Genomic DNA, 24,181 nt, shown 5'->3' with positions numbered 1-24,181 from the left:
AGCGGCAGGGGAACAATTATGGTGTTTATAAAGAGAGGACTATTATTGTGCCGACTCTAAATATGCTTAAAGATTACGCTTTATACTTTTTATTTTGAATCGAGAGTATGTTATCAAAATTACATCGAGATCATTAATCTGTTATCAGATTTATCAAAATTTTAGTCGAATCCCTTCGTGTACTGAAGGGATGGATAACCCGAACTTTTTTCGTGTACTCAGATAACAATTTTTGAAAAACCTTTATTGCTTTGTTGAGTATTAGATAGTTTTTTAAATGCGAACAGCATACACGTGTTTCCACCCACAGTAGTTAGCTCCTGATAAAAGTGAGAAGGATGCATTGATATTGTGTTTGGATTAAATCATAGACGTTTACCCGAAGTTTCTTCTGATGATTTCATTTGGTTTTATAATTAGCTTTCATTCTGTAAAATTAACGTTAAAATTCAATAAGTTATCTGTACTTATGACGTTGCCATCACCAAGTATATTGTCATATTCAGTCGTTTCGGTGTAAAATCTACCATATGGGGTGTGGAAATAATTAATAATGACGGGCTCGATTTGTTGAATATACCATCCATACGGACTTTTTGGCTCCTTATCGAAATCAAATTTTAGCAAATCAAGCATATCCTTGTCGGTATCGTATCTGCTCTATCTTTTCTATTTAGGATCGGCTACGCTAAAGCCTATGAAACAGTCAGATAGGAGGAGGCCCATACGAACGCGTTTTGCGCCGAGCCCCACCGGTTTTCTTCATATCGGTGGAGTGCGTACAGCATTATTTAGTTGGTTATTTGCTAAGCAACGAGATGGAACTTTTATTTTGCGCATTGAAGACACCGATGTAGAGCGTTCCACTCAGGCGTCAGTAAAAGCCATTTTGGAAGGATTGGGATGGTTGCGAATTAATTGGGATGAGGGCCCTTATTATCAGTCGCAACGAATGGATCGTTATCGCGAAGCTGTCCAACAATTGCTAGATAAGGGGTATGCTTATCGTTGTTATTGCTCGAGAGAGCGCCTAATTGAATTACGAAATACACAATTGAAAACCAAACAGAAACCGCGCTATGATGGTTTTTGTCGAGATACAGCGCAACACAAAACAAACGACCCTTTTGTTATTCGCTTTCGCAACTCAACTGAAGGTAAAATCGTTTTCAACGATTTGATTCGTGGTACTATTATGGTAGAGAATGGAGAGTTAGATGATTTAATCATTTCACGTACTGATGGAACGCCGACTTATAATTTAACGGTAGTCGTGGATGATTGGGACATGGGGATTACGCATATTATTCGCGGTGATGATCATATTAATAATACGCCTCGCCAAATAAACATTTTACGCGCCTTAGGTGCAGAATTACCGAAATATGCCCATGTTCCTATGATTTTAGGGCCTGACGGGGGGCGCTTGTCGAAACGACAAGGGGCGGTCAACGTCTTACAATATCGTGAGCAGGGTTATTTACCAGAGGCGTTGATCAATTATTTAGTTCGTTTAGGTTGGTCGCGTGGTGATCAGGAAATATTCTCACGCGATGAAATGATTCAATGGTTTGATATTCAGGCAGTCAGCTCTTCTGCAGCTACCTTTAATCCTGAAAAATTACTGTGGTTAAATCAGTATTATTTGAAAACCCTCAGTCCTGTTTTAATAGTCGATGCGTTTGCAGAACAATTAAAGATGGCAGGAATCAATTATCTCCACGGCCCTGCTTTGGACCAGGTGATTGTTTTGCAAGCGGGGCGGACAAAAACTTTAAAAGAAATGGCTGAACGTAGTCGCTATTTCTTTGAAGATGTTATTTATTATGACGAAAAAGTAACACAAAATCAGTTACAACCAGAAATAATTTCGCTGCTACAGAAAGTACGTGATGGATTAGCTAATTTGTCAAATTGGGAAAAAGAGCCTATTCATCAGGTAATTTTAGAGATAGCTGAAACAGCCAAGATAAAATTAAGCAAGTTGTCTCAATCTATTCGGATAGCTGTAGTAGGTGGTACTGTGTCACCGCCGATTGATGCTACTTTATATTTGATTGGTCAAGATTTAGTATTAGCTCGTCTTGATCGCGCTACCCATTTCATCGAATAATCTAGGCATTAGATTTCTCCGCTTTAGGTATTACTTATTAAAAGGGTAAGCGCACTAAAAGCGCAGGGAAAATCATTTATTGAAAGTCTCATTATTTTTGCACAAAGTCATAGGCTTTTATTCACTGTCATTGTCTCTTCATGCTTATTTGTCCAAATTTTTTGGGAATCATGTTTATTTCGGCCTCATTATCCTCTGTTTTATAGAGGTAGTACTGGCCTGATAGCGAATTCCAACAGTTGAGTATACAATATCTTTTTTTAACGAAAAGGAAACAAAAGACGTATCACAATTTAATTTTCAAGAAATATGGAAAGCTATTGCATAGTATAAAAAGCATCTAAGCAAGAGAATGCAGAAAGCAATATGTTTATAGTGATAAGCAGGCTGCAGTCTTGTATTACGTACCAAAATACCGATCAAGGTTCTCCCACTCATATTTAGTCAATCTTTTAATGGCTTGTTGTGAGTGTAGTGTTGTTGTAGCGTGTAATTAAGGTAAGATTGTCGAATGATACCGAAAATAGTAAGAAGAAATTAAAAGATTGAGAAAACTCTAAGCTGAATCGTGAATCATATCACAACAATAGGATATCGTTTTAGGTGATGCAGTGTTTATGATCGTAAATTGCTTATATTTGGTATCAATTAACCACTTATTTTCAGCGGAGATTAAGAACTCAAGATTCACTCGAATCTGTTGAGTGGATCAAAATAGTTCGCAATCTTGGTCTTAAGATGGTGATATATAATATGAGTCCAATAAACTGCCTGCTGGAAGTTTAAGGAAAGGTCGGTGCAAAGAAAATATTACGGTGTCTGAAAAGTCGAAGTAATGGGCTGGCGTAGCTCAGTTAGGTAAGAGCAGCTGATTTGTAATCAGCCGGTCGTAGGTTCGATTCCTATCGCCAGCTTTATTTTAGATCAAGGGTTTGTATTGAACACATAGATTATGAATATAAATATTAGTAGTGTTTTTAACTAAAAAGGAATGAGCCGAGATTGGAAAAGGGGGTTGCAGAGGGAATTGATTGAAGCGAGTACTGGATTATGTAATTAAAAGGTACGGAAAATAAAGTCAAAATAAATATAGTAACGATCTTCGTCTCTTTTTTTGTCTTTATTTAGGATAGTGCTAAAAGAAAGATCTCAATTTAATTAGTGAGTGCGATCACAAAAGATTTAAGTAAAAAACTGAATTGTTTGTCGACGATTGAATAGAAATTCACTGCGGATATTTCGTTACCCAAATCAGAGATCGGTGTCTCCTAAATGCAATTTGGGATTTTTCAATCGTTTATTTTCGTTATAGAAGTTTAGGCATTAGGCATTCCTATCTCTGAAAATATTCCTGTAACTGATCCGGAAAATGGTGTCTCTAAAATTGGTAATCAGTTTGCATCGATATTTTTTTGATAACTTCAGTTTCTGGAAGAAAATTTATTCGAGTTATAATGAGCTAGAATCATCCTACGAAAGTAAAACCTATGCCAATTTCCCCTATGGATGTGATCGAAGTTCATAAGCAAATGGTATCCTGATTCATTTGCTTATTGGTTGTTTGTATTTCCTTATGAATTTAGGGATAGTATCTTCTATTCGCTTATGGTAGCAAGGAGACGAGATATTGAAGAATAGAGCTTTCTTGGAGAATGACAAATTGACAATTTATCTCCTAGATAACTCTCTAAATTATAGGTCGCGGTTAATTAAGGGCCATTTCCTAATTAATTTAATTGGAGGCAGTTAAGTCGCTTCTTTGTCAGCAAGAAAAAAGGCGAGCCAGACCTTAGAGCAGAGAGTACGGATATTTCCAAAGAGTTTGGGTTGTCTCAGTGATTTAAGTAAACGCTAGCAGTCGCATCAGGATATTCTGATCTAGTTCTTAAAGATGTTAGCTAAACCTTTTCGGAAAGAAAAGGTCTGTAATTTTATCTTTGTTATTAAAAATTTATTAAGGATTTCGTGTCGTTATTCACTGGTCGCGATATTGCTAATCAATAACCAATCACTTTTCAAAATTTTCTTTCTAAAGCACCGTTAGAGAAGGCTATTATCGGCGTGCAAATAAACGTAGTAGGTTTAGGAATAGATTAATAAAATCCAGGTATAGCATCAATGCGCCATTGATTGCGGCTTTTCGTCGCTGACTTTCTGTCAATCGATCAGCGCGGAAATAGGTGAGTTTGATGCGTTGTGTGTCGTAGGCGGTTAGACCTGAGAAAACAATGACGCCGATAGCTGAGATTGTAAGCTGTATCGTATTAGAATGAAAACCAGGAATGAAAAAGAAGAATAGAATCATGCCGAGCATACCAAATAACCCCATAATGCAAAAAGTGCCGATAGGGCCTAAATCGCGTTTGACTGTATATCCGAAGGTGCTTAAACCTAAAAAGGCAATACTCGTCACTGCCAACGCATCGAAGACACTTTGTTTTGTATATGCAAACAAAACGACACTGAGAGTAATACCAGTCAATAGAGTGTAAAATACATAAATAGAGGTAGCTGTTCTAGCGGAAAGGCGCTGATTGAGCCATGTTAAGCTGATAACTGTGACAAGTTGGGCGATGATTAATCCAAAAATAAGCTGGGCGTGTAAATTACTTTATGAAATAACTTACCATGTGAAAAAAGATAATAGGACACACTAGCTGAAAGAGCTAATCCTAACATCATCCATAAATAAACCTTGCTCATGAACTGAGTGACGGTGAGGCTTTGGATGGTGCTTTGTTGAGACTGATAAGTGTTCAAGGAATTATTCATAGTGCCTCGCTCTTGACATAGGATAACTAGATTGTATAGGAGTTTAAAACGCTTTTCAATTGAGTAACTGTTTCTTTTGGTTTAGTTATGTTAAAGTCTCGCTAGTCGTTCTAGTTTTATGGTATCGAAAGTTGTTCTCTATTCTCTGTTCTTTATTCTTGTAGATGAAAATTTGGAAAACGGTTAGCCAGGTGCCTCCTTTACAAAAAGACGAAGTCCATATTTGGCGCGCTTCTTTAAGAGGATGGCTTGCTGGTGAAATTAAAAGAGGATTGAATATTTTATCTTCCGAAGAAAAAGTGCGGGCAGATCGTTTTTTACAGATGAAACATCGAAAACGCTTCATCACTTCACATGCTATTTTACATGCTATTTTAATGAGGTACTTACCAGAATTGTGGCGGACACCTCCTTTGCAGTTTCGCTATAATGAATACGGAAAACCTTATTTAGCGTATCATTTCCCATTGCAATTTAATCTCTCCAACTCACATTCAATGGCCCTTTATGCTGTTGCGAGGGATCAAAAAGTAGGAATTGATGTTGAGTATATGCAAAAAGATACTCATGTTAATGGAATTGCTGAACGATTTTTTCTCCGGAAGAAAATGCTGCACTTCAAAAATTGCCTGTCGAGGAGCGGTTAGCAGGATTTTACCGTATTTGGACATTGAAAGAAGCATATATTAAAGCCATTGGGTATGGCTTGTCTTTTCCGCTCAATCGATTTACAACCAATGTTAAGGCTATTCGGATGGATGGGCTAATCAGCGTGGACGGCAATTGTGAACAGGCCACAAGCTGGGCCTTATGCCCTGTTCTGGTTGGGGAAAATTATGAAGATTATAAGGCTGCTCTAGCAGTGGAAAGGCCTCTTAAAATAGTGCATTACTTTGACTGGACTGCTTCGCTACTGTGAATTAAATTTTTCTTCTTATTCTGGGTTGACATCTGCCATATTGTTACGCACAATACCACGCTTGATTTTTGACACGATTTGTGTTCTAGAGATTGTATGGCAAGCTGGGAGGTAGCTTTTCACTTAGTATTTTGTTTCTAGAACGGAGGGGTTCCCGAGTGGTTAAAGGGATCAGACTGTAAATCTGACGGCTATGCCTTCGTAGGTTCGAATCCTACCCCCTCCATGCCAGGTAGAGAACAGAGGAGAAGGGTTTTAGTGATAACTCGCCGTCTCCTGTCTTCTGAAAGCGGGTGTAGTTCAATGGCAGAACTTCAGCCTTCCAAGCTGATAACGTGGGTTCGATTCCCATCACCCGCTCGGCCCACATAGCTCAGTCGGTAGAGCACTTCCTTGGTAAGGAAGAGGTCACTGGTTCAAGTCCGGTTGTGGGCTCCAGATTAGACCTAGAGATTAGACCTAGAGCTTGGGGTTTAAAAAAGAGAGGTTATCTTCATGTCGAAGGAAAAATTTGTAAGAGAGAAGCCGCATTTAAATGTAGGTACGATAGGGCACGTAGATCATGGGAAGACGACGCTAACAGCGGCGTTGACGAAGGTGCTGGCGGAAAAGTTTGGAGGAGAATCAAAAGCTTTTGACCAGATAGATAGCGCACCAGAAGAACGAGCGCGAGGAATAACAATAGCGACATCGCATGTAGAATATCAAAGTGGAAAACGCCATTACGCGCATGTAGACTGCCCGGGGCATGCGGATTATGTGAAGAACATGATCACGGGAGCGGCACAAATGGATGGAGCGATATTGGTAGTAAGTGCTGCAGACGGTCCAATGCCGCAAACACGGGAACACATTTTATTGGCGAAACAAGTTGGTGTGCCAAACATGGTGGTGTTTTTGAATAAAGCAGATATGGTAGATGATAAAGAGTTGTTAGAGTTGGTAGAGTTGGAAGTACGAGAGCTTTTGAACAGTTATGACTTTGCAGGAGATGATATTCCAATTGTGGTGGGTTCATCGTTAAAGGCCTTAGAGGGGGATAGAAGTGAGCTTGGGGTACCGTCGGTATTGAAGTTAGTGGATATGATGGATGAATATTTTGTAGAGCCGAAACGAGATATAGAGAAACCGTTTTTGATGCCGATAGAAGATGTGTTCTCGATTTCTGGACGGGGCACGGTGGTGACTGGTCGTATTGAACGAGGAGTGATTAAAGTAGGGGATGACATGGAAGTTGTAGGTATCAAGACAACGACGAAGACGACGTGTACGGGTGTAGAGATGTTCCGCAAGCTATTGAGTCATGGAGAAGCTGGAGATAACGTAGGGATATTGTTAAGAGGGACGAAGCGAGAAGAAGTGGAACGAGGCCAAGTATTAGCAAAACCGGGAACGATCACACCGCATAAAAAGTTTGAAGCGGAAATATATGCGTTATCGAAAGAAGAAGGAGGCCGTCACACACCATTTTTATCGGGATATCGACCTCAGTTTTACTTCCGCACGACGGACGTGACAGGAGAGTTGACGTTGTCATCAGTCGAGATGGTGATGCCGGGTGATAATGTGAAAGTAACAGTGGAGTTGATTGCGCCAGTAGCGATGGACGAAGGATTACGATTTGCAGTGCGTGAAGGAGGTAGAACCGTCGGGGCTGGGGTTGTAACGAAAATTATTGGGTAATCTGGAACAAATTTATGGCAGTCGTTAACAATAATCAGCGTATACGGATCCGATTGAAGGCGTTTGATCATCGTCTCATCGATCGTTCTACGAGAGAGATCGTCGAGACAGCTCGACGGACAGGGGCAATTATTCGTGGGCCTATTCCAATGCCTACTAAAATTGAGCATTACACCGTGCTAGTCTCACCGCATGTTGATAAGGAAAAAGGTTAATTATGAAGGCCAGTAGCTCAATTGGCAGAGCGGCGGTCTCCAAAACCGTAAGTTGGGGGTTCGATTCCCTCCTGGCCTGCTTAGGAAGAAATAGGTGAATAATGGTTTAAATGGCAAAATGGCGAGACGAATATGGCCCAGCAAAGGGGGCATCAGGAAAAAAGACACGATTTGACGGCTTAAAGTGGCTACTAGTCGTTGTCTCTCTTGTTGGAACGGTTATTGCAGACTTTTATAGTCTGATCGTTTGGCCAATTCGAGCAGCCGTTGATGTTGGTGTGATTGCAGTACTATTAGTCATTGCTTCGCAAACTGAGAAGGGGCAGAAAGCCTGGGGATTTATAAAAGGGGCACGAATGGAGTTGCGTAAAGTCGTTTGGCCAACGCGTACTGAAGCTATCCAAACTACTTTACTTGTGGTTGTTATGGTTTTGGTTACAGCACTTATTTTGTGGGGGATTGATAGCTTTTTTATGTGGACTATCGCTTGGATCACTGGGCAAAGAGGGTAATTGATGGCAGAGCGAGAAAAACGATGGTATGTCGTGCATACTTATTCCGGCGATGAAAATTATGTAGTCAAAGTGTTAAAAGAACATATCCGATTGAAAGGGTTAGAAGACTGCTTCGGTGACATCATTATTCCTACTGAAGAAGTGATTGAGATGCGTTCGGGTAAGAAACGCAAGAGTCAGCGGAAATTTTTCCCTGGTTATGTGCTACTTCAAATGATTTTAAATGATGAAACTTCACATCTAGTCCGAAGCATGCCACAAGTGTTGCGCTTTATTGGCGGTACACCAGAAAAACCGGCTCCTATTACTGATCAAGAGGCTGCCCAAATCTTGCAACGGGTGGAAGAAGGGGAAAATAAACCGAAACCGAAAGTACTTTTTGAACCGGGAGAACTGGTTCGGGTTGTTGAGGGGCCTTTTACTGACTTTAGTGGAGTTGTAGAAGATGTGAATTATGAAAAAAACCGTTTGCGTGTGTTAGTACTTATTTTGGGCCGTTCAACGCCAGTAGAACTAGAATTTGATCAGGTTGAAAAAAATTAAAGAAGATGAAATGGGAAGCTGAAAAGCGCTACCACTAGTGAGAAGAAATAATGGCTAAAAAGATTAACCGCTATATCCGTTTACAGATTAAAGCAGGTGAGGCCAATCCAAGTCCGCCCGTTGGTCCTGCGCTAGGACAACATGGTGTAAATATCATGGAATTTTGTAAAGCATTTAATGCACAGACCAAAAATATTGAAAAAGGGTTGCCTACTCCTGTTGTGATTACTGTTTATACAGATCGTAGTTTTTCATTTTTGATCAAAACACCACCTGCTTCAGTACTGCTTAAGAAAATGGTGTTACAGGGTAAAAGCGGTAGTGCACGCCCTAATATCGACAAAGTAGGCAAAGTGACCCGACAACAACTAGAGGAAGTAGCTAAAATAAAAGCTCCTGATCTCACGGCTGCTAACTTAGAAGCTGCTGTGCGCACGATCGCGGGAACAGCACGTAGTATGGGAATTAGCGTTGAGGGATTAGAGGGTTAATATAATGATAAAAGGACAAAAAACGATCTCAGAGAAAATCGAGCAAGGTAGAGCATATTCTCTTTCAGAAGCTATTCATCTTATAAAATATTGCGCAAGAGCAAAATTTAATGAAAGCATTGATGTGGCTATTAATCTCGGTATTGATCCCCATAAATCAGAACAGATGATTCGTGGAACTACTATGCTTCCTCATGGCACGGGCCGTACCGTGAGAGTAGCAGTCTTTGCTCAAGGTGATAATGTGGAAAAAGCCAAAGAAGCTGGTGCTGATGTGGTTGGATTAGATGATCTGGCGGGACAGATTCAAAGCGGTAAAGTTAATTTTGATGTGGTGATAGCGACATCAGACACTATGCAGGTGGTGGGTAAGCTGGGTCAGATATTGGGGCCGCGTGGTTTGATGCCAAATTCTAAAGTAGGTACAGTCACCAGCGATGTTGCAGCTGCTGTTAAAAACGCAAAACAAGGTCAAGTTCGATATCGTACTGATAAAAATGGTATTATCCACTGCGCGATTGGAAAAGTAAGCTTTGAAGAAAAAGCCTTAGAAGAAAATCTGTTAGCTTTGTTTGCAGATGTTAAAAAGTTAAAACCGAATGCTACTAAGGGAACTTATTTAAAGAAATTAACTTTATCGAGTACGATGGGTCCTGGAGTTATTGTGGATCGATCAACGATAGAATAAATACACTCTATCACCTAGGCTGAGGGTGATAGAGTGGTAGAACATAGTAAATTCTCTCAGGAGACGGCAATTTATTAATGTCCCGTAATGACCATGGGGGGCTGTGAGTGTCTCGGTTTAGAAGGCTATTTATGGGTAGCTCGTTCAGACAAATGGTCGCCTGAGGTTTTGCCGAGGTAGTGCAAGCAAGCTATTTTCAGAAAATGGGAGAAGAGACGGTGGCTTTAAATCTCGAACGAAAAAAGGCAATTGTCGCAGAATTGACAGGTATTGCAAATCAGGCGGTTTCTGCAGTGGCTGCTGATTATTGTGGCTTAACTGTCTCTGAAATGTCCGAGTTGCGAAAAATAGCGCGTGATCAATGTGTGACGATGCGTGTGTACCGTAATACCCTTGCGCGCCGGGCATTTAAGGGGACGCCCTATGCATGTCTCGAAAGAGTGCTAACGGGTCCCATTGTATTGTTTTTCTCACAAGAAGAACTGGGAGCTGCTGCTCGTTTGATCGAAAAGTTTGTTAAGGATCACGAACATCTTGAAGTGAGAGCATTGGCATTAGGCGGTAAATTACTGCCGGCATATGAATTAAAAATTGTTGCACGTCTTCGCTCTTATCATGAGACACTGAGTCAATTAGCTACTGTTATGTTAGCACCGATGACTAAGTTTGTTAGTGTGCTTAATGAGTTGGTCGTGCAAGTAACTCATGTTATGGCAGCAATACGAGATCAAAAAGCAGCGTCATAACTTTAAACTTTGGAGTAAATGAAATGGTTCAAATAACAAAAGATGACATTTTAGAAGCAGTGGCCAAGATGAGTGTGATGGATGTAGTCGACTTGACTAAAGCGATGGAAGAAAAGTTCGGTGTTTCTGCTCGGTCAGCTGTTGCCGTTACAAGTTCCGTCGCAATGAGCAATGAGCCTACAGCTACTGAAGAAAAAATTGAGTTTAACGTGAAAATGACCAGCTTCGGTGAAAATAAGATAGGAGTGATCAAGGCAATTCGTACTATCACCGGTCTCGGATTGAAGGAAGCTAAAGATTTAGTAGAATCCATTCCAGGTGTGGTAAAGGAAGGCGTTAACAAAGAAGACGCTGAAAAAATTAAGAAAGAGCTTGAGGCAGCAGGCGCTAAAGTTGAGCTCGAATAAAATTGGGATATGGAAATGAGAGACTCATCTAGTATGAGTGTTCGTTGAATAGATTACTTCCCCATCCCCTATCTCCGCCCCCCATTGCAGAGAGGGTGGAGATTAAAAGGTGTAGCATTGTTTATTCATTTTAAATGAGGTGTGTTCATGGCACAAGCAGCGAATATTAGAAGCAAGAATCCAGCCGCGATTTCTTACCCTGAGAAGAAGCGTGCGCGTGTCAATTTAGGAAAACGCGAAGTCGAAGTATTAAAAACACCTTATTTATTAGAAACACAAATAGAATCTTATCGAAAATTCTTACAGAAAGATATTGCGCCTGAAAAACGTAAAGATACCGGCCTCCAGGCCGCATTTAAGTCAGTTTTTCCAATTACGAGCTATTCTGGACATGCTCACTTGGAATACGTCGGTTACAGTTTGGATGAAAAATTAATTTTTGGTATTGAAGAGTGCAAATTACGCGGCTCGACTTATGCAGCGCCATTGAAAGTCAGTATGCGATTGGTCGTTTACGATAAAGACACGTCTGCTGGAAAAAAGTCATTAGAGACATTAAAGAACAGGAAGTTTATATGGGTGAAATTCCGCTCATGACAGAAACCGGAAGCTTAGTAATTAACGGTACGGAGCGAGTGGTGGTTTCTCAACTGCATCGTTCGCCTGGTGTATTTTTTGAGCATGATAAAGGAAAAACGCACTCTTCTGGAAAATTGTTGTATTCTGCGCGCCTCATTCCTTATCGTGGTTCATGGCTTGATTTTGAGTTTGACCCGAAAGATTGCTTGTTTGTTCGTATTGACCGGCGCCGTAAATTACCCGCGACGGTGATTCTGAGAGCGCTTGGTTATGATGCTGAGCAAATGCTCAATATGTTTTATCAAATCAATCTTTTTCATATTAATAATGAAAATGTCACACTGGAGTTAGTGCCTCAACGATTACGCAGAGAATTAGCGGCGATTGAAATCAAAGATGATAAAGGCAAAGTGATTGTTGAAGCTAATCGGCGGATTTCAGCGCGGCACGTCGATCTTATCGAAAAAGCAGGATTGCATAAATTAGAATTACCGGATGAATATTTGTATGGTAAGGTTATTGCAAAGAATTTAGTCAATAAAGAAACAGGTGAAGTCATTGCGCATACTAATGAGGAGATTACGGCTGATTTGTTAAAAAGATTGCGGGCTAACAATGTTAGTTTATTACATACGTTGTACATTAATGAAATTGAATGCGGTCCGTATATTTCAGAAACGTTGCGTCTTGATACGACGAACAATCAACTCGAAGCATTAGTTGAAATTTACCGTATTATGCGACCCGGCGAACCACCTACCAAAGAAGCTGCCGAAACCCTATTTGAAAATTTATTTTTCTCAGTTGAACGTTACGATTTATCGGAAGTAGGTCGCATGAAATTTAATCATCGTGTCGGACGGAAAGAGTTAACCGGTCCAAGCGTTCTGTCTAAAGAAGATATCGTCGATGTTTTACGCGTGTTAGTGAATATTCGTGATGGGAAAGGTGATGTTGACGATATCGATCACTTGGGTAATCGACGCATCCGAAGTGTGGGTGAAATGGCAGAAAATCAATTCCGTGTCGGGCTAGTTCGCGTGGAACGTGCGGTAAAAGATCGATTAAGCCTTGCTGATATTGAAAACTTAATGCCTCAAGATTTAGTCAATGCAAAACCCGTTTCAGCAGCTATTAAAGAATTTTTTGGCTCAAGTCAGCTATCACAATTTATGGATCAAAATAATCCGCTTTCAGAAGTCACTCATAAACGTCGGGTGTCAGCCTTGGGGCCGGGTGGGTTAACTCGTGAACGTGCTGGCTTTGAGGTGCGTGATGTACATCCCACTCATTACGGTCGCGTTTGTCCAATTGAAACTCCGGAAGGTCCTAATATCGGCTTGATTAATTCATTAGCCGTTTTTGCACGAACTAATGAATATGGATTCTTGGAAACACCTTACCGAAAAGTCATTAACGGTGTAGTCACAAACGAAACCGAATATTTATCAGCTATTGAGGAAGGTGATTTTTACATCGCGCAAGCCAATACGAATATTAATGAAAAAGGTTTTATTGTGAATGAGTTAATTTCTTGTCGACACAAAGGTGAATTTACATTAACGACACCGGATAAAGTCAATTATATGGATGTATCACCGCGACAAATTGTATCAGTTGCCGCCGCGTTAATTCCGTTTTTGGAACACGACGATGCCAACCGTGCATTAATGGGATCGAATATGCAACGGCAGGCCGTACCAACGATTCGTCCAGAAACACCGCTAGTAGGAACCGGAATGGAGCGTACTGTAGCAGTAGATTCTGGTGTGGCTGTTATTGCCAAACGTGGTGGTATCGTAGATTCTGTCGATGCTTCACGGATTGTTATTCGCGTGGATTTAAAAGAAACGGAAGACGATGATATTGGTGTTGACATTTACAATTTAATGAAATTTACTCGTTCTAATCAAAATACGTGTATTAATCAACATCCTATTGTAGAAGTGGGTGATAAGGTGAAAAAGGGGGATGTGTTAGCTGATGGTCCATCTACTGATATTGGTGAACTTGCACTCGGACAAAATTTATTAGTAGCCTTTATGCCGTGGAATGGCTATAACTTCGAAGATTCGATTTTAATTTCTGAACGATTAGTGGAAGAAGAACGTTTTACCACGATTCATATCCAAGAATTTACCTGTATTGCACGTGATACCCGCCTAGGACCAGAAGAAATTACGGCTGATATTCCTAACGTCGGTGAAAGCGCCTTAGCAAAACTGGATGAATCCGGTATTGTTCATATTGGGGCTCAAGTGAATTCTGGCGATATTTTAGTCGGTAAGGTAACACCGAAAGGAGAAACGCAGCTTACCCCAGAAGAAAAACTATTACGCGCTATTTTCAGTGAAAAAGCATCAGATGTAAAGGATACTTCATTGAGAGTGACACCTGGCATCAGTGGTACCGTCATTGATGTTCGTATTTTTACACGCGAGGGGGTTAAGAAAGATCAGCGCGATTTAAAAATTGAAAAAGCTGAATTGGCGAAGGTACAAAAAGATCTTAATGATGAATTTCGTGTTCGTGAAAATGCATTATTTGAAAATGTGGAAAAATTATTGGTTGGAAGTGTTGCCGCCGTTGGTGGACCGCTTAAACTGACGAAGGGTACTAAAATAACGAAGGATTATTTATCAGAAATATCGCGTCAAAAATGTTTTGAAATTCGCTTGACGGATGACGGCATTACTAAGCGTCTAAAATCAGCATATGAACATTATAAGGAGCTGCACAAAGCACGTGAGTCAAAACTAAAAGATTTCCGCGAAAAATTGATGCAAGGTGGTGATTTATCACCAGGCGTCATTAAGATCGTTAAAGTATATCTTGCTGTGAAACGTCGTATTCAACCAGGTGACAAAATGGCAGGCCGTCACGGTAATAAAGGGGTTATTTCCACGATTGTGCCGGTAGAAGACATGCCGTATTTAGGAGACGGGACTCCAGTGGATATTGTTCTGAACCCATTGGGGGTTCCTTCACGAATGAACATTGGGCAAGTATTGGAAACCCACTTGGGCTGGGCAGCAAAAGGTTTGGGTAATAAAATCGGTGATCTTCTCGAAAAAGGTGTTGATATTAAACAGTTACGCAAATCTCTTAAGCTAATTTATGATTTTGCGACTACGCAGAAATTTGACTTAGATATGCTAAATGATAACGAAGTTATTACCTTAGCGAAGAATTTGCGCAAAGGGGTACCGATTTCATCACCGGTATTTGATGGTGCAACGGAAGAAGAAATCAAACGTCTATTAGAAATGGCGGATCTTCCGACGTCTGGCCAAGCTGTATTGCATGATGGTCGAACTGGAAAAAAATTCGACCGACCAGTGACGGTTGGATATATGTATATGCTGAAGCTAAACCACCTCGTGGATGATAAGATGCATGCGCGCTCAACAGGTTCATATAGTTTAGTAACGCAACAACCATTGGGTGGTAAAGCACAATTCGGTGGACAACGATTTGGTGAAATGGAAGTGTGGGCGTTGGAAGCTTATGGTGCTGCATATACATTACAAGAAATGTTAACAGTCAAATCAGATGATGTAACGGGTCGTACGCGTATGTATAAAAATATTGTGGATGGAGATCACAGAATGGATGCGGGTATGCCGGAATCATTTAACGTTCTGATCAAAGAAATTCGTTCCTTAGCGATCGATATCAGTTTAGAGCATGAATAATTCGGGGGAATTACCTTGAGAGATTTATTAAAACAGCTAAAAAACGATAAGTACGCAGCTGAGTTCGATGCATTACGCATTAAGCTCGCGTCTCCTGAGGAAGTGCGCTCGTGGTCGTACGGCGAAGTGAAAAAACCGGAGACGATTAATTATCGTACATTTAAACCTGAACGGGACGGTTTATTTTGCGCAAAAATTTTCGGTCCCATTAAGGATTACGAATGCTTATGTGGAAAATATAAACGTTTGAAGCACCGTGGTGTTGTTTGCGAAAAATGCGGTGTGGAAGTGACGTTGTCCAAGGTACGTCGCGATCGAATGGGCCATATCGAATTGGCTTCACCAGTGGCGCATATCTGGTATCTTAAGTCATTGCCTTCACGTATCGGATTGTTACTCGACATGACCTTGCGTGACATTGAACGTATTCTTTACTTTGAGGCCTATGTGGTCGTAGATCCTGGTATGACTGATTTAGAACCGCAGCAATTACTTTCTGAAGAAGCTTATCTCGATGCATTGGAAGAGTACGGTGACGAATTCACTGCGTCAATTGGCGCCGAAGCGATTCAACGATTATTGCGTGACATTGACATTGAAGGAGAAGTAGAGGCACTGCGTATGGAATTGCCAGATGCAACTTCAGAAACTAAAATGAAGAAACTCACCAAGCGACTTAAGGTTCTGATTGCCTTTTTAGAATCAGGAAATAAACCGGAATGGATGATATTGACTGTCTTGCCTGTATTACCTCCCGATCTTCGACCGCTAGTACCGCTCGACGGCGGACGTTTTGCTACCTCGGATCTAAACGATTTATATCGTCGCGTGATTAATCGGAATAATAGATTAAAACGCTTATTGGATCTAAAGGCCCCAGACATTATTGTGCGTAACGAAAAACGAATGTTGCAAGAAGCAGTAGATGCACTGTTGGATAACGGTCGTCGAGGACGAACGATTTTAGGTTCTAATCGCCGCCCACTGAAATCACTTTCGGACATGATCAAAGGGAAATCCGGTCGTTTCCGTCAAAATTTGTTGGGTAAGCGTGTAGATTATTCTGGCCGTTCAGTGATTGTGGTTGGTCCTACCTTAAAATTACATCAAGCAGGCCTGCCGAAGAAAATGGCGCTAGAATTATTTAAGCCATTTATTTTTAGTAAGTTACAGCACCGCGGTTTAGCGACCACAATTAAGGCTGCCAAGAAAATGGTGGAAAGCGAAGTTCCAGAAGTATGGGATATTCTCGAAGAAGTGATTCGAGAGCATCCTATATTATTAAACCGCGCACCAACATTGCACCGTTTAGGGATTCAAGCATTTGAACCCGTTTTAGTTGAGGGGAAAGCCATTCAATTACATCCACTTGTTTGTACGGCTTATAACGCCGACTTCGATGGAGACCAAATGGCAGTGCACGTACCGTTAACACTGGAAGCACAACTAGAAGCACGTTCGTTAATGATGTCCACTAATAACGTCCTACATCCTGCCAACGGTGAACCTATTATTGTACCCACTCATGATGTGGTATTGGGACTTTATTACATCACTCGTGATCGCGTAAATGCAAAAGGTGAAGACATGAAATTTGCGGATGTGGATGAGGTAGTTCGTGCTTATGAAAATGAAAAAGTAGATTTGCACGCACGTATCGCCGTTCGTATTAGAGAGAATATGTTAGATGAAACTGGCCGAGTAGAAGAAAGTGAGCTGTTAATTAATACCACTGTAGGTCGTGTCTTACTCTGGCAGATTGTTCCCAAAGGATTGCCATTTGTGTTAATTAATCAACCTATGACGAAAAAAGCGGTAACAAGGTTACTTGATATTTGTTATCGCAATCTGGGCCTTAAGGAAACCGTTATTTTTGCGGACAAATTAATGTATATGGGTTTCCATTACGCTACACATTCTGGAGTATCTATTGGGGTTAACGATCTTGTCGTGCCAGAACAAAAAGAAACCATTATTTCGAGGGCAGAAGAAGAAGTTCATGAAATCGAAAAGCAATATGCTTCTGGTTTAGTTACCTATGGCGAACGTCGCAATAAGGTTATCGATATTTGGTCACATACCAACGATCAAGTAGCTAAAGCAATGATGGAAAAAATTGCGATCGAGAAAGTTAAAGATGCTCATGGCAAAGAAGTTACCCAAAGTTCCTTTAATTCTATCTATATGATGTCTGATTCCGGCGCCAGAGGTTCGGCAGCCCAAATACGTCAATTAGCAGGAATGAGAGGTTTGATGGCCAGACCTGATGGCACTATTATTGAAACACCCATTACTGCTAATTTTCGGGAAGGACTGAATGTCTTGCAATACTTCATTTCTACCCACGGTGCACGAAAAGGTTTAGCGGATACAGCACTGAAAACTGCTAACTCAGGCTATTTAACGCGACGTTTAGTCGATGTTGCACAAGATTTAGTGGTGACAGAATATGATTGCGGTACCGATTCCAGCATTGAAATGATGCCTCATATTGAAGGAGGCGATGTCGTAGAGCCGCTACGTGAGCGCGTATTAGGGCGTGTGCTAGCAGACTCTGTGGTTGATTCGAAATCTAAAAAAGAGCTTATTGCCAAAGGCACACTAATGGGTGAACAACTCATTGACATCCTCGAAGAGCACAGTATTGATCGTGTGATGGTAAGATCCGCCATTACTTGTGAGACTCCTTATGGTATTTGTTCAATGTGTTATGGTCGTGATCTTGCTCGCGGCCATATGGTTAATGTAGGTGAAGCAATTGGTGTAGTAGCTGCACAATCCATCGGGGAACCTGGCACTCAGTTAACGATGCGTACCTTCCACATTGGTGGTGCGGCGTCGCGAGCAACTGCGGCTAATAGCATTGCAGTTAAATTGGGTGGTAAAGTAAAATTACGCAACTTAAAGACTGTCGAACAAGCTAACGGTAATTTAGTTGCGGTTTCACGTTCAGGTGAACTTGTGGTTCAAGATACGCAAGGGGTGAGCGCGAACATTATAAGGTGCCTTATGGTGCCACGATTACTATTCGCGATAATGCTGCTGTAAGAGCTGGCCAAGTGGTGGCTCAATGGGACCCACATACCCATCCTATTATTACTGAGGTAGCAGGTATTTTACGTTTTATGGATTTAGTGGGTGGTATCACGATGAATCGTCAAACAGATGAATTGACTGGTTTGAGTAGTATTGTTGTGACTTCAACCAAACAACGGAACGTCAGTGGCAAAGAGCTGCGTCCGATGGTAAAACTGGTTGACGAAAATGATAACGACCTTTTCTTATCAGGTGGCAAGGTTCCTGCGCATTATTTTCTGCCAGAAGGCACTATCCTGACAAAAGAAGATGGTACGATGGTCGGCATTGGTGATGTCTTAGCACGTATCCCACAAGAAACGTCAAAAACACGCGATATTACCGGTGGTTTACCTAGGGTAGCCGACTTGTTTGAAGCTCGCCGACCAAAGGATGCAGCTATTTTGGCTGAGATTTCTGGGGTAGTGAGCTTTGGAAAAGATACTAAACATAAAGGCCGTCTTATTATTACAGCTCCTGATGGGAAGGCGACTCACGAAGAGTTAATTCCGAAGTGGCGTCACGTGAGTGTTTTCGAAGGGGAAATAATAGAGAAAGGGGAGGTTATTGCGGACGGCCCGATGGATCCACATGATATTCTACGTCTCTTGGGTGTCAATGCATTGTCGAATTATATCGTTAATGAAGTGCAGGAGGTTTACCGCTTGCAAGGGGTGAAAATTAACGATAAGCATATCGAGGTTATTGTTCGTCAGATGTTACGTAAAGTGAAAATTACTTATCCTGGTGACACCGAATTTTTGCAAAATGAGCAGATCGAACGGCCTCGGGTACGAAAAGAAAATGAGAAGGTTTTTAAGAAAGGTGGAAAAAAGGCCGAGTTTGAGCCTATATTGCTGGGTATTACCAAAGCTTCTTTAGCGACCGAATCATTTATTTCGGCAGCTTCCTTCCAGGAGACTACTCGCGTTTTGACTGCGGCTTCAATAGGTGGAAAACGTGATGATTTACGGGGCTTAAAAGAAAATGTCATCGTTGGGCGTTTGATACCGGCGGGAACAGGTTTCAGCTATCATCAACAACGTCGTCAAAGTGGGGAGACGGTTGAAACAGGGCTAAGAAGCGAAGGTGAAATGCTAGTGAAATAGAACTAGTGAAATAGAAAAAAGACTTAAGCGGATTAATTTTAATTCTTTACAGCAGTAAATTAGGGTAGAGTAATGATGATAAATGAGTGCAAACCGGAATCTCACAGCTCTTAACCGACAATGAGGTTGCCATAACACAGGGGAAAGGGGAATTACGCCACAAACCAGCAGGGATATGGGGCGTAGACTGCGTGTAGAGGTGTCAAAGTAGATGTGGAAGTTTGTCTTAAAATCTTCTATGTGATTTAGCTTGACAGGAAGAAGTACCTTTATTTAGAATCCCCGCTCTGCCTTGAGTTTGTCGGTAAGTTGTGTAACGAATGTTTTTTGTTTTAAGAGAGTTTTAATGCCGAGAATAAATCAGTTAGTGAAGAAGCCACGTCGTGCAAAACCTAAAAAGAGTGATGTGCCAGCACTAGAAGGTTGTCCGCAAAAGCGCGGTGTATGTACGCGTGTATATACCACTACCCCTAAGAAGCCTAACTCCGCTTTACGAAAAGTAGCCCGCGTGCGCATTACTAGTGGTGCTGAAGTGACCGCTTATATTGGTGGTGAGGGTCACAATTTACAAGAACATTCTGTCGTATTAATTCGGGGTGGACGTGTAAAGGACTTGCCTGGTGTGCGCTATCATATAGTGCGTGGCAGTCTCGATACTGCCGGTGTTTCAGGACGACGTCGTGGTCGTTCGAAATACGGGGAAAAGAAACCATAAGAATTAAGTATGGAGAATTTTAAATGACACGAAGAAAAGCGGCGCCCAAACGAGAAATTTTGCCTGATCCAATTTTCCATAGCGAGCTTTTAGCCAAATTTATCAACATAGTTATGCGTAATGGGAAAAAATCAATCGCTGAGAAAATTGTTTATAGAGCACTCGATGTAGTTGTGAAGCAGGTGCGGCACAAATTTGACGATGACCGGGAAAGCGGAGAATGCGCAGAAGGTGGTTCGAAAAAACATTTTTTTCTTCAGATATTCGAGTTAATGAAACAGCACATACGGTAGCGCTGGAAACATTTAAGACGGCTTTAGGTAATATTATGCCGAGTGTCGAAGTAAAATCGCGACGTGTAGGTGGTTCTACCTATCAGATACCGGTGGAAATTCGCGCCGTACGGCGTCAGACATTGGCAATGCGGTGGCTGGCGGAATATGCAAATCAACGCAATGAAAAAAGAATGACTTTACGTCTGGCAAATGAAATTCTCGACGCAGTAGAAAATCGAGGAGGTGCAGTGAAGAAGCGAGAAGACGTACACCGTATGGCGAAAGCCAACCAGGCATTTGCACATTACCGATGGTAAGAGAAATAAGAGAGAAACAATGACAGATCGAGAGATTCCGTTAGATCGTATGCGTAATATAGGCATTATGGCGCATATCGACGCAGGCAAGACGACCACAACTGAACGGATTTTATATTATACAGGCGTGTCCCACAAAATGGGTGAGGTACATGAAGGCAGTGCTGTGATGGATTGGATGGAACAAGAACAGGAACGTGGCATTACCATCACCTCTGCAGCAACGACATGCTATTGGATGGGAATGGATCAACAATATCCGAAACATCGCATCAATATTATTGATACGCCTGGACATGTTGATTTTACCATTGAGGTGGAACGTTCATTGCGTATATTAGACGGTGCTGTTGCTATTTTTTGTTCTGTCGGTGGTGTAGAGCCTCAGAGTGAAACGGTATGGCGACAGGCTAATCGCTATCATGTTCCTCGCTTAGGCTTTGTCAATAAAATGGATCGTGCGGGTGCTAATTTCTTGTGGGTTGTTGACCAAGTCAAAGAAAGATTGAAAGCCATTCCAGTGCCGATCCAATTTCCCATTGGCGCTGAAGAAAATTTCAAGGGAGTCGTTGATTTGATTAGAATGAAGGCTATTTATTGGAATGAAGCTGATAAAGGACGTACCTATGAGTTGGCAGATATTCCTATAGAGTGTAAGGTTGGGGTCCAAAAATGGCATGAAAAAATGGTGGAAGCTGCTGCTGAGGCTTCCGAAGAATTAATGGAAAAATATTTGGGAAACAGTGAATTGTCTCCTAATGAAATTCGAAAAGGTTTGCGTCAACGTACCTTAGCTAATGAAATTGTACCTATGTTATGTGGTAGCGTATTCAAAAATAAAGGTGTGCAAGCGCTGCTTGATGCTGTTATCGAATATCTGCCTTCGCCAACAGAAGTTCCCGCCATTAGAGGTGAGGAAGATGATGGTTCTGAAGGTTATCGTCCAGCCTCAGACGATGCTCCTTTTGCATCGTTGGCTTTCAAAATTGCTTCTGATCCATTCGTCGGTACATTAACCTTTTTTCGCGTTTACTCTGGGGTGTTGAAATCAGGTGATTCTGTTTATAATCCCATTAAAAGTAGAAAAGAACGTATTGGCCGATTATTACGAATGCATGCTAATTCGCGAGAAGAAATTAAAGAAGTGCGTGCAGGTGATATTGCCGCAGCTGTAGGGCTTAAGAACGTGATAACAGGCGATACATTGTGTGACCAACAGCACGTGATTACACTGGAAAAAATGGAATTTCCAGAACCCGTTATTTCTGTAGCCATTGAACCTAAGACTAAAGCAGACCAGGAAAAAATGGGTATTGGCTTAGGTAAGCTGGCGCAAGAAGATCCTTCTTTTCGGGTACATACCGATGAGGAATCAGGACAAACCATTATTGAAGGAATGGGTGAGTTACATCTCGAAATTATTGTAGACCGTATGAAGCGCGAATTTGGTATCGAAGCTAGTGTAGGTAAGCCACGCGTAGCTTACCGAGAAACTATTCGTCGAACAGTAGAACAAGAGGGAAAATACATTCGACAAACCGGTGGGCGTGGACAATATGGTCACGTTTGGTTACGAATTGAGCCGAAGGAACTAGGCTCAGGATTTGAATTTTCAAACGAAATTGCAGGTGGTGTTGTTCCAAAAGAGTATATTCCAGCGGTTGAAAAAGGCGTTCGAGATCAGATGAAAAACGGTGTCATTGCTGGTTACCCAGTTGTTGATGTTAAGGTAGCTATATTTGATGGTTCCTACCATGATGTTGACTCAAGTGAAATGGCGTTCAAAATCGCGGGTTCGATGTGCTTTAAAGAAGGTGCTACAAAAGCCAATCCTGTCTTACTTGAGCCTATTATGAAGGTAGCAGTAGTGACTCCTGAAGATTACATGGGTGATGTCGTTGGTGATCTGCATCGTCGTCGAGGAATTATTCAAGGTATGGATGAGAATTCAACTGGTAAAATTGTTGACGCTGAAGTGCCATTGGTAGAAATGTTTGGTTACGCAACTAATTTACGTTCACTAAGTCAGGGGCGTGCAACCTACACGATGGAGTTCTTAAAATACGCTGAGGTACCGACTAACATCGCCGAAGCGCTTATTAATCAATAGAATTAACTCAAAGAGAGGTTATCTTCATGTCGAAGGAAAAATTTGTAAGAGAGAAGCCGCATTTAAATGTAGGTACGATAGGGCACGTAGATCATGGGAAGACGACGCTAACAGCGGCGTTGACGAAGGTGCTGGCGGAAAAGTTTGGAGGAGAATCAAAAGCTTTTGACCAGATAGATAGCGCACCAGAAGAACGAGCGCGAGGAATAACAATAGCGACATCGCATGTAGAATATCAAAGTGGAAAACGCCATTACGCGCATGTAGACTGCCCGGGGCATGCGGATTATGTGAAGAACATGATCACGGGAGCGGCACAAATGGATGGAGCGATATTGGTAGTAAGTGCTGCAGACGGTCCAATGCCGCAAACACGGGAACACATTTTATTGGCGAAACAAGTTGGTGTGCCAAACATGGTGGTGTTTTTGAATAAAGCAGATATGGTAGATGATAAAGAGTTGTTAGAGTTGGTAGAGTTGGAAGTACGAGAGCTTTTGAACAGTTATGACTTTGCAGGAGATGATATTCCAATTGTGGTGGGTTCATCGTTAAAGGCCTTAGAGGGGGATAGAAGTGAGCTTGGGGTACCGTCGGTATTGAAGTTAGTGGATATGATGGATGAATATTTTGTAGAGCCGAAACGAGATATAGAGAAACCGTTTTTGATGCCGATAGAAGATGTGTTCTCGATTTCTGGACGGGGCACGGTGGTGACTGGTCGTATTGAACGAGGAGTGATTAAAGTAGGGGATGACATGGAAGTTGTAGGTATCAAGACAACGACGAAGACGACGTGTACGGGTGTAGAGATGTTCCGCAAGCTATTGAGTCATGGAGAAGCTGGAGATAACGTAGGGATATTGTTAAGAGGGACGAAGCGAGAAGAAGTGGAACGAGGCCAAGTATTAGCAAAACCGGGAACGATCACACCGCATAAAAAGTTTGAAGCGGAAATATATGCGTTATCGAAAGAAGAAGGAGGCCGTCACACACCATTTTTATCGGGATATCGACCTCAGTTTTACTTCCGCACGACGGACGTGACAGGAGAGTTGACGTTGTCATCAGTCGAGATGGTGATGCCGGGTGATAATGTGAAAGTAACAGTGGAGTTGATTGCGCCAGTAGCGATGGACGAAGGATTACGATTTGCAGTGCGTGAAGGAGGTAGAACCGTCGGGGCTGGGGTTGTAACGAAAATTATTGGGTAA

The 24,181-nt window shown here is 41.7% G+C and carries 14 protein-coding genes, 5 tRNA genes and 4 pseudogenes; 22 read left to right on the top strand and 1 reads right to left on the bottom strand.

All coding sequences use genetic code 11. The features are described 5' to 3' along the window. Positions 1-697: 697 nt before the first annotated feature. Entirely contained in the window at positions 698-2,113 is a 1,416-nt protein-coding gene (gene gltX, locus LG660_RS02215) for a glutamate--tRNA ligase (RefSeq protein WP_258267143.1), read from the top strand. Between the two features lie 839 nt (positions 2,114-2,952). Then, positions 2,953-3,027 (top strand) — tRNA-Thr (locus LG660_RS02210). A 1,139-nt stretch (positions 3,028-4,166) separates the two neighbouring features. Here LG660_RS02210 and LG660_RS02205 read toward each other — a convergent pair. Beyond that, complete coding sequence (locus LG660_RS02205) at positions 4,167-4,667, bottom strand: Bax inhibitor-1/YccA family protein (protein ID WP_258267721.1); 501 nt, start codon at positions 4,665-4,667, stop codon at positions 4,167-4,169. A gap of 382 nt (positions 4,668-5,049) precedes the next feature. Between LG660_RS02205 and LG660_RS02200 the strand changes: the two genes are divergently transcribed. The 20 genes and pseudogenes from LG660_RS02200 to tuf (LG660_RS02105) all read left to right on the top strand — a co-directional run bounded on the left by LG660_RS02200 (position 5,050) and on the right by tuf (LG660_RS02105) (position 24,181). Continuing rightward, positions 5,050-5,532, top strand: a complete 483-nt coding sequence (locus LG660_RS02200) for a 4'-phosphopantetheinyl transferase family protein (protein ID WP_258267696.1) — start codon at positions 5,050-5,052, stop codon at positions 5,530-5,532. Beyond that, positions 5,511-5,804, top strand: a complete 294-nt coding sequence (locus tag LG660_RS02195; RefSeq protein WP_258267695.1) for a 4'-phosphopantetheinyl transferase family protein — start codon at positions 5,511-5,513, stop codon at positions 5,802-5,804. Before LG660_RS02200 ends, LG660_RS02195 begins: the two co-directional genes overlap by 22 nt. A 144-nt stretch (positions 5,805-5,948) precedes the next feature. After that, positions 5,949-6,030, top strand: a tRNA-Tyr gene (locus LG660_RS02190). A 63-nt stretch (positions 6,031-6,093) separates the two neighbouring features. Continuing rightward, a tRNA-Gly gene (locus LG660_RS02185) sits at positions 6,094-6,164 on the top strand. Between the two features lie 2 nt (positions 6,165-6,166). Then, positions 6,167-6,242 (top strand) — tRNA-Thr (locus LG660_RS02180). 57 nt (positions 6,243-6,299) lie between these two features. Further along, complete coding sequence (gene tuf, locus LG660_RS02175) at positions 6,300-7,487, top strand: elongation factor Tu (RefSeq protein ID WP_258267687.1); 1,188 nt, start codon at positions 6,300-6,302, stop codon at positions 7,485-7,487. 14 nt (positions 7,488-7,501) lie between these two features. After that, positions 7,502-7,693: pseudogene (rpsJ, locus tag LG660_RS02170) on the top strand (30S ribosomal protein S10); the annotation flags it as partial. A 15-nt stretch (positions 7,694-7,708) separates the two neighbouring features. Continuing rightward, a tRNA-Trp gene (locus tag LG660_RS02165) sits at positions 7,709-7,781 on the top strand. 31 nt (positions 7,782-7,812) lie between these two features. After that, entirely contained in the window at positions 7,813-8,214 is a 402-nt protein-coding gene (secE, locus tag LG660_RS02160) for a preprotein translocase subunit SecE (RefSeq protein WP_258267694.1), read from the top strand. A gap of 3 nt (positions 8,215-8,217) precedes the next feature. Further along, positions 8,218-8,760 carry a transcription termination/antitermination protein NusG gene (gene nusG, locus LG660_RS02155; protein ID WP_258267693.1) on the top strand — a complete coding sequence of 181 codons (543 nt, stop codon included), beginning with the start codon at positions 8,218-8,220 and terminating at the stop codon, positions 8,758-8,760. Between the two features lie 50 nt (positions 8,761-8,810). Further along, the gene (gene rplK / locus LG660_RS02150) at positions 8,811-9,251 is read left to right on the top strand and encodes a 50S ribosomal protein L11 (RefSeq protein ID WP_258267692.1); all 441 of its coding nucleotides are present in this window, start codon (positions 8,811-8,813) and stop codon (positions 9,249-9,251) included. A gap of 4 nt (positions 9,252-9,255) precedes the next feature. After that, on the top strand, positions 9,256-9,939 hold the full coding sequence (gene rplA / locus LG660_RS02145; protein WP_258267691.1) for a 50S ribosomal protein L1: 684 nt from the start codon (positions 9,256-9,258) through the stop codon (positions 9,937-9,939). 218 nt (positions 9,940-10,157) lie between these two features. Beyond that, positions 10,158-10,685, top strand: coding sequence for a 50S ribosomal protein L10 (gene rplJ / locus LG660_RS02140; protein WP_258267720.1), 528 nt, complete (start codon positions 10,158-10,160; stop codon positions 10,683-10,685). 23 nt (positions 10,686-10,708) lie between these two features. Continuing rightward, positions 10,709-11,092 carry a 50S ribosomal protein L7/L12 gene (rplL, locus tag LG660_RS02135; protein ID WP_258267690.1) on the top strand — a complete coding sequence of 128 codons (384 nt, stop codon included), beginning with the start codon at positions 10,709-10,711 and terminating at the stop codon, positions 11,090-11,092. Between the two features lie 141 nt (positions 11,093-11,233). Beyond that, positions 11,234-15,366 (top strand): annotated as a pseudogene (gene rpoB, locus LG660_RS02130) (DNA-directed RNA polymerase subunit beta). Between the two features lie 15 nt (positions 15,367-15,381). Continuing rightward, positions 15,382-19,511: pseudogene (gene rpoC, locus LG660_RS02125) on the top strand (DNA-directed RNA polymerase subunit beta'); the annotation flags it as partial. A gap of 385 nt (positions 19,512-19,896) precedes the next feature. After that, positions 19,897-20,265 carry a 30S ribosomal protein S12 gene (gene rpsL / locus LG660_RS02120; protein ID WP_258267689.1) on the top strand — a complete coding sequence of 123 codons (369 nt, stop codon included), beginning with the start codon at positions 19,897-19,899 and terminating at the stop codon, positions 20,263-20,265. Positions 20,266-20,288: 23 nt separating this feature from the next. Further along, positions 20,289-20,857: pseudogene (rpsG, locus tag LG660_RS02115) on the top strand (30S ribosomal protein S7). A 19-nt stretch (positions 20,858-20,876) separates the two neighbouring features. Then, complete coding sequence (gene fusA / locus LG660_RS02110; protein WP_258267688.1) at positions 20,877-22,967, top strand: elongation factor G; 2,091 nt, start codon at positions 20,877-20,879, stop codon at positions 22,965-22,967. 26 nt (positions 22,968-22,993) lie between these two features. After that, complete coding sequence (gene tuf / locus LG660_RS02105; RefSeq protein WP_258267687.1) at positions 22,994-24,181, top strand: elongation factor Tu; 1,188 nt, start codon at positions 22,994-22,996, stop codon at positions 24,179-24,181.

This window comes from Coxiella-like endosymbiont, assembly GCF_024730665.1.
GTDB lineage: Bacteria > Pseudomonadota > Gammaproteobacteria > Coxiellales > Coxiellaceae > Coxiella.
The sequence above is the reverse complement of the archived record's forward strand: the minus strand, read 5'-3'. Positions and strand labels throughout refer to the sequence as shown.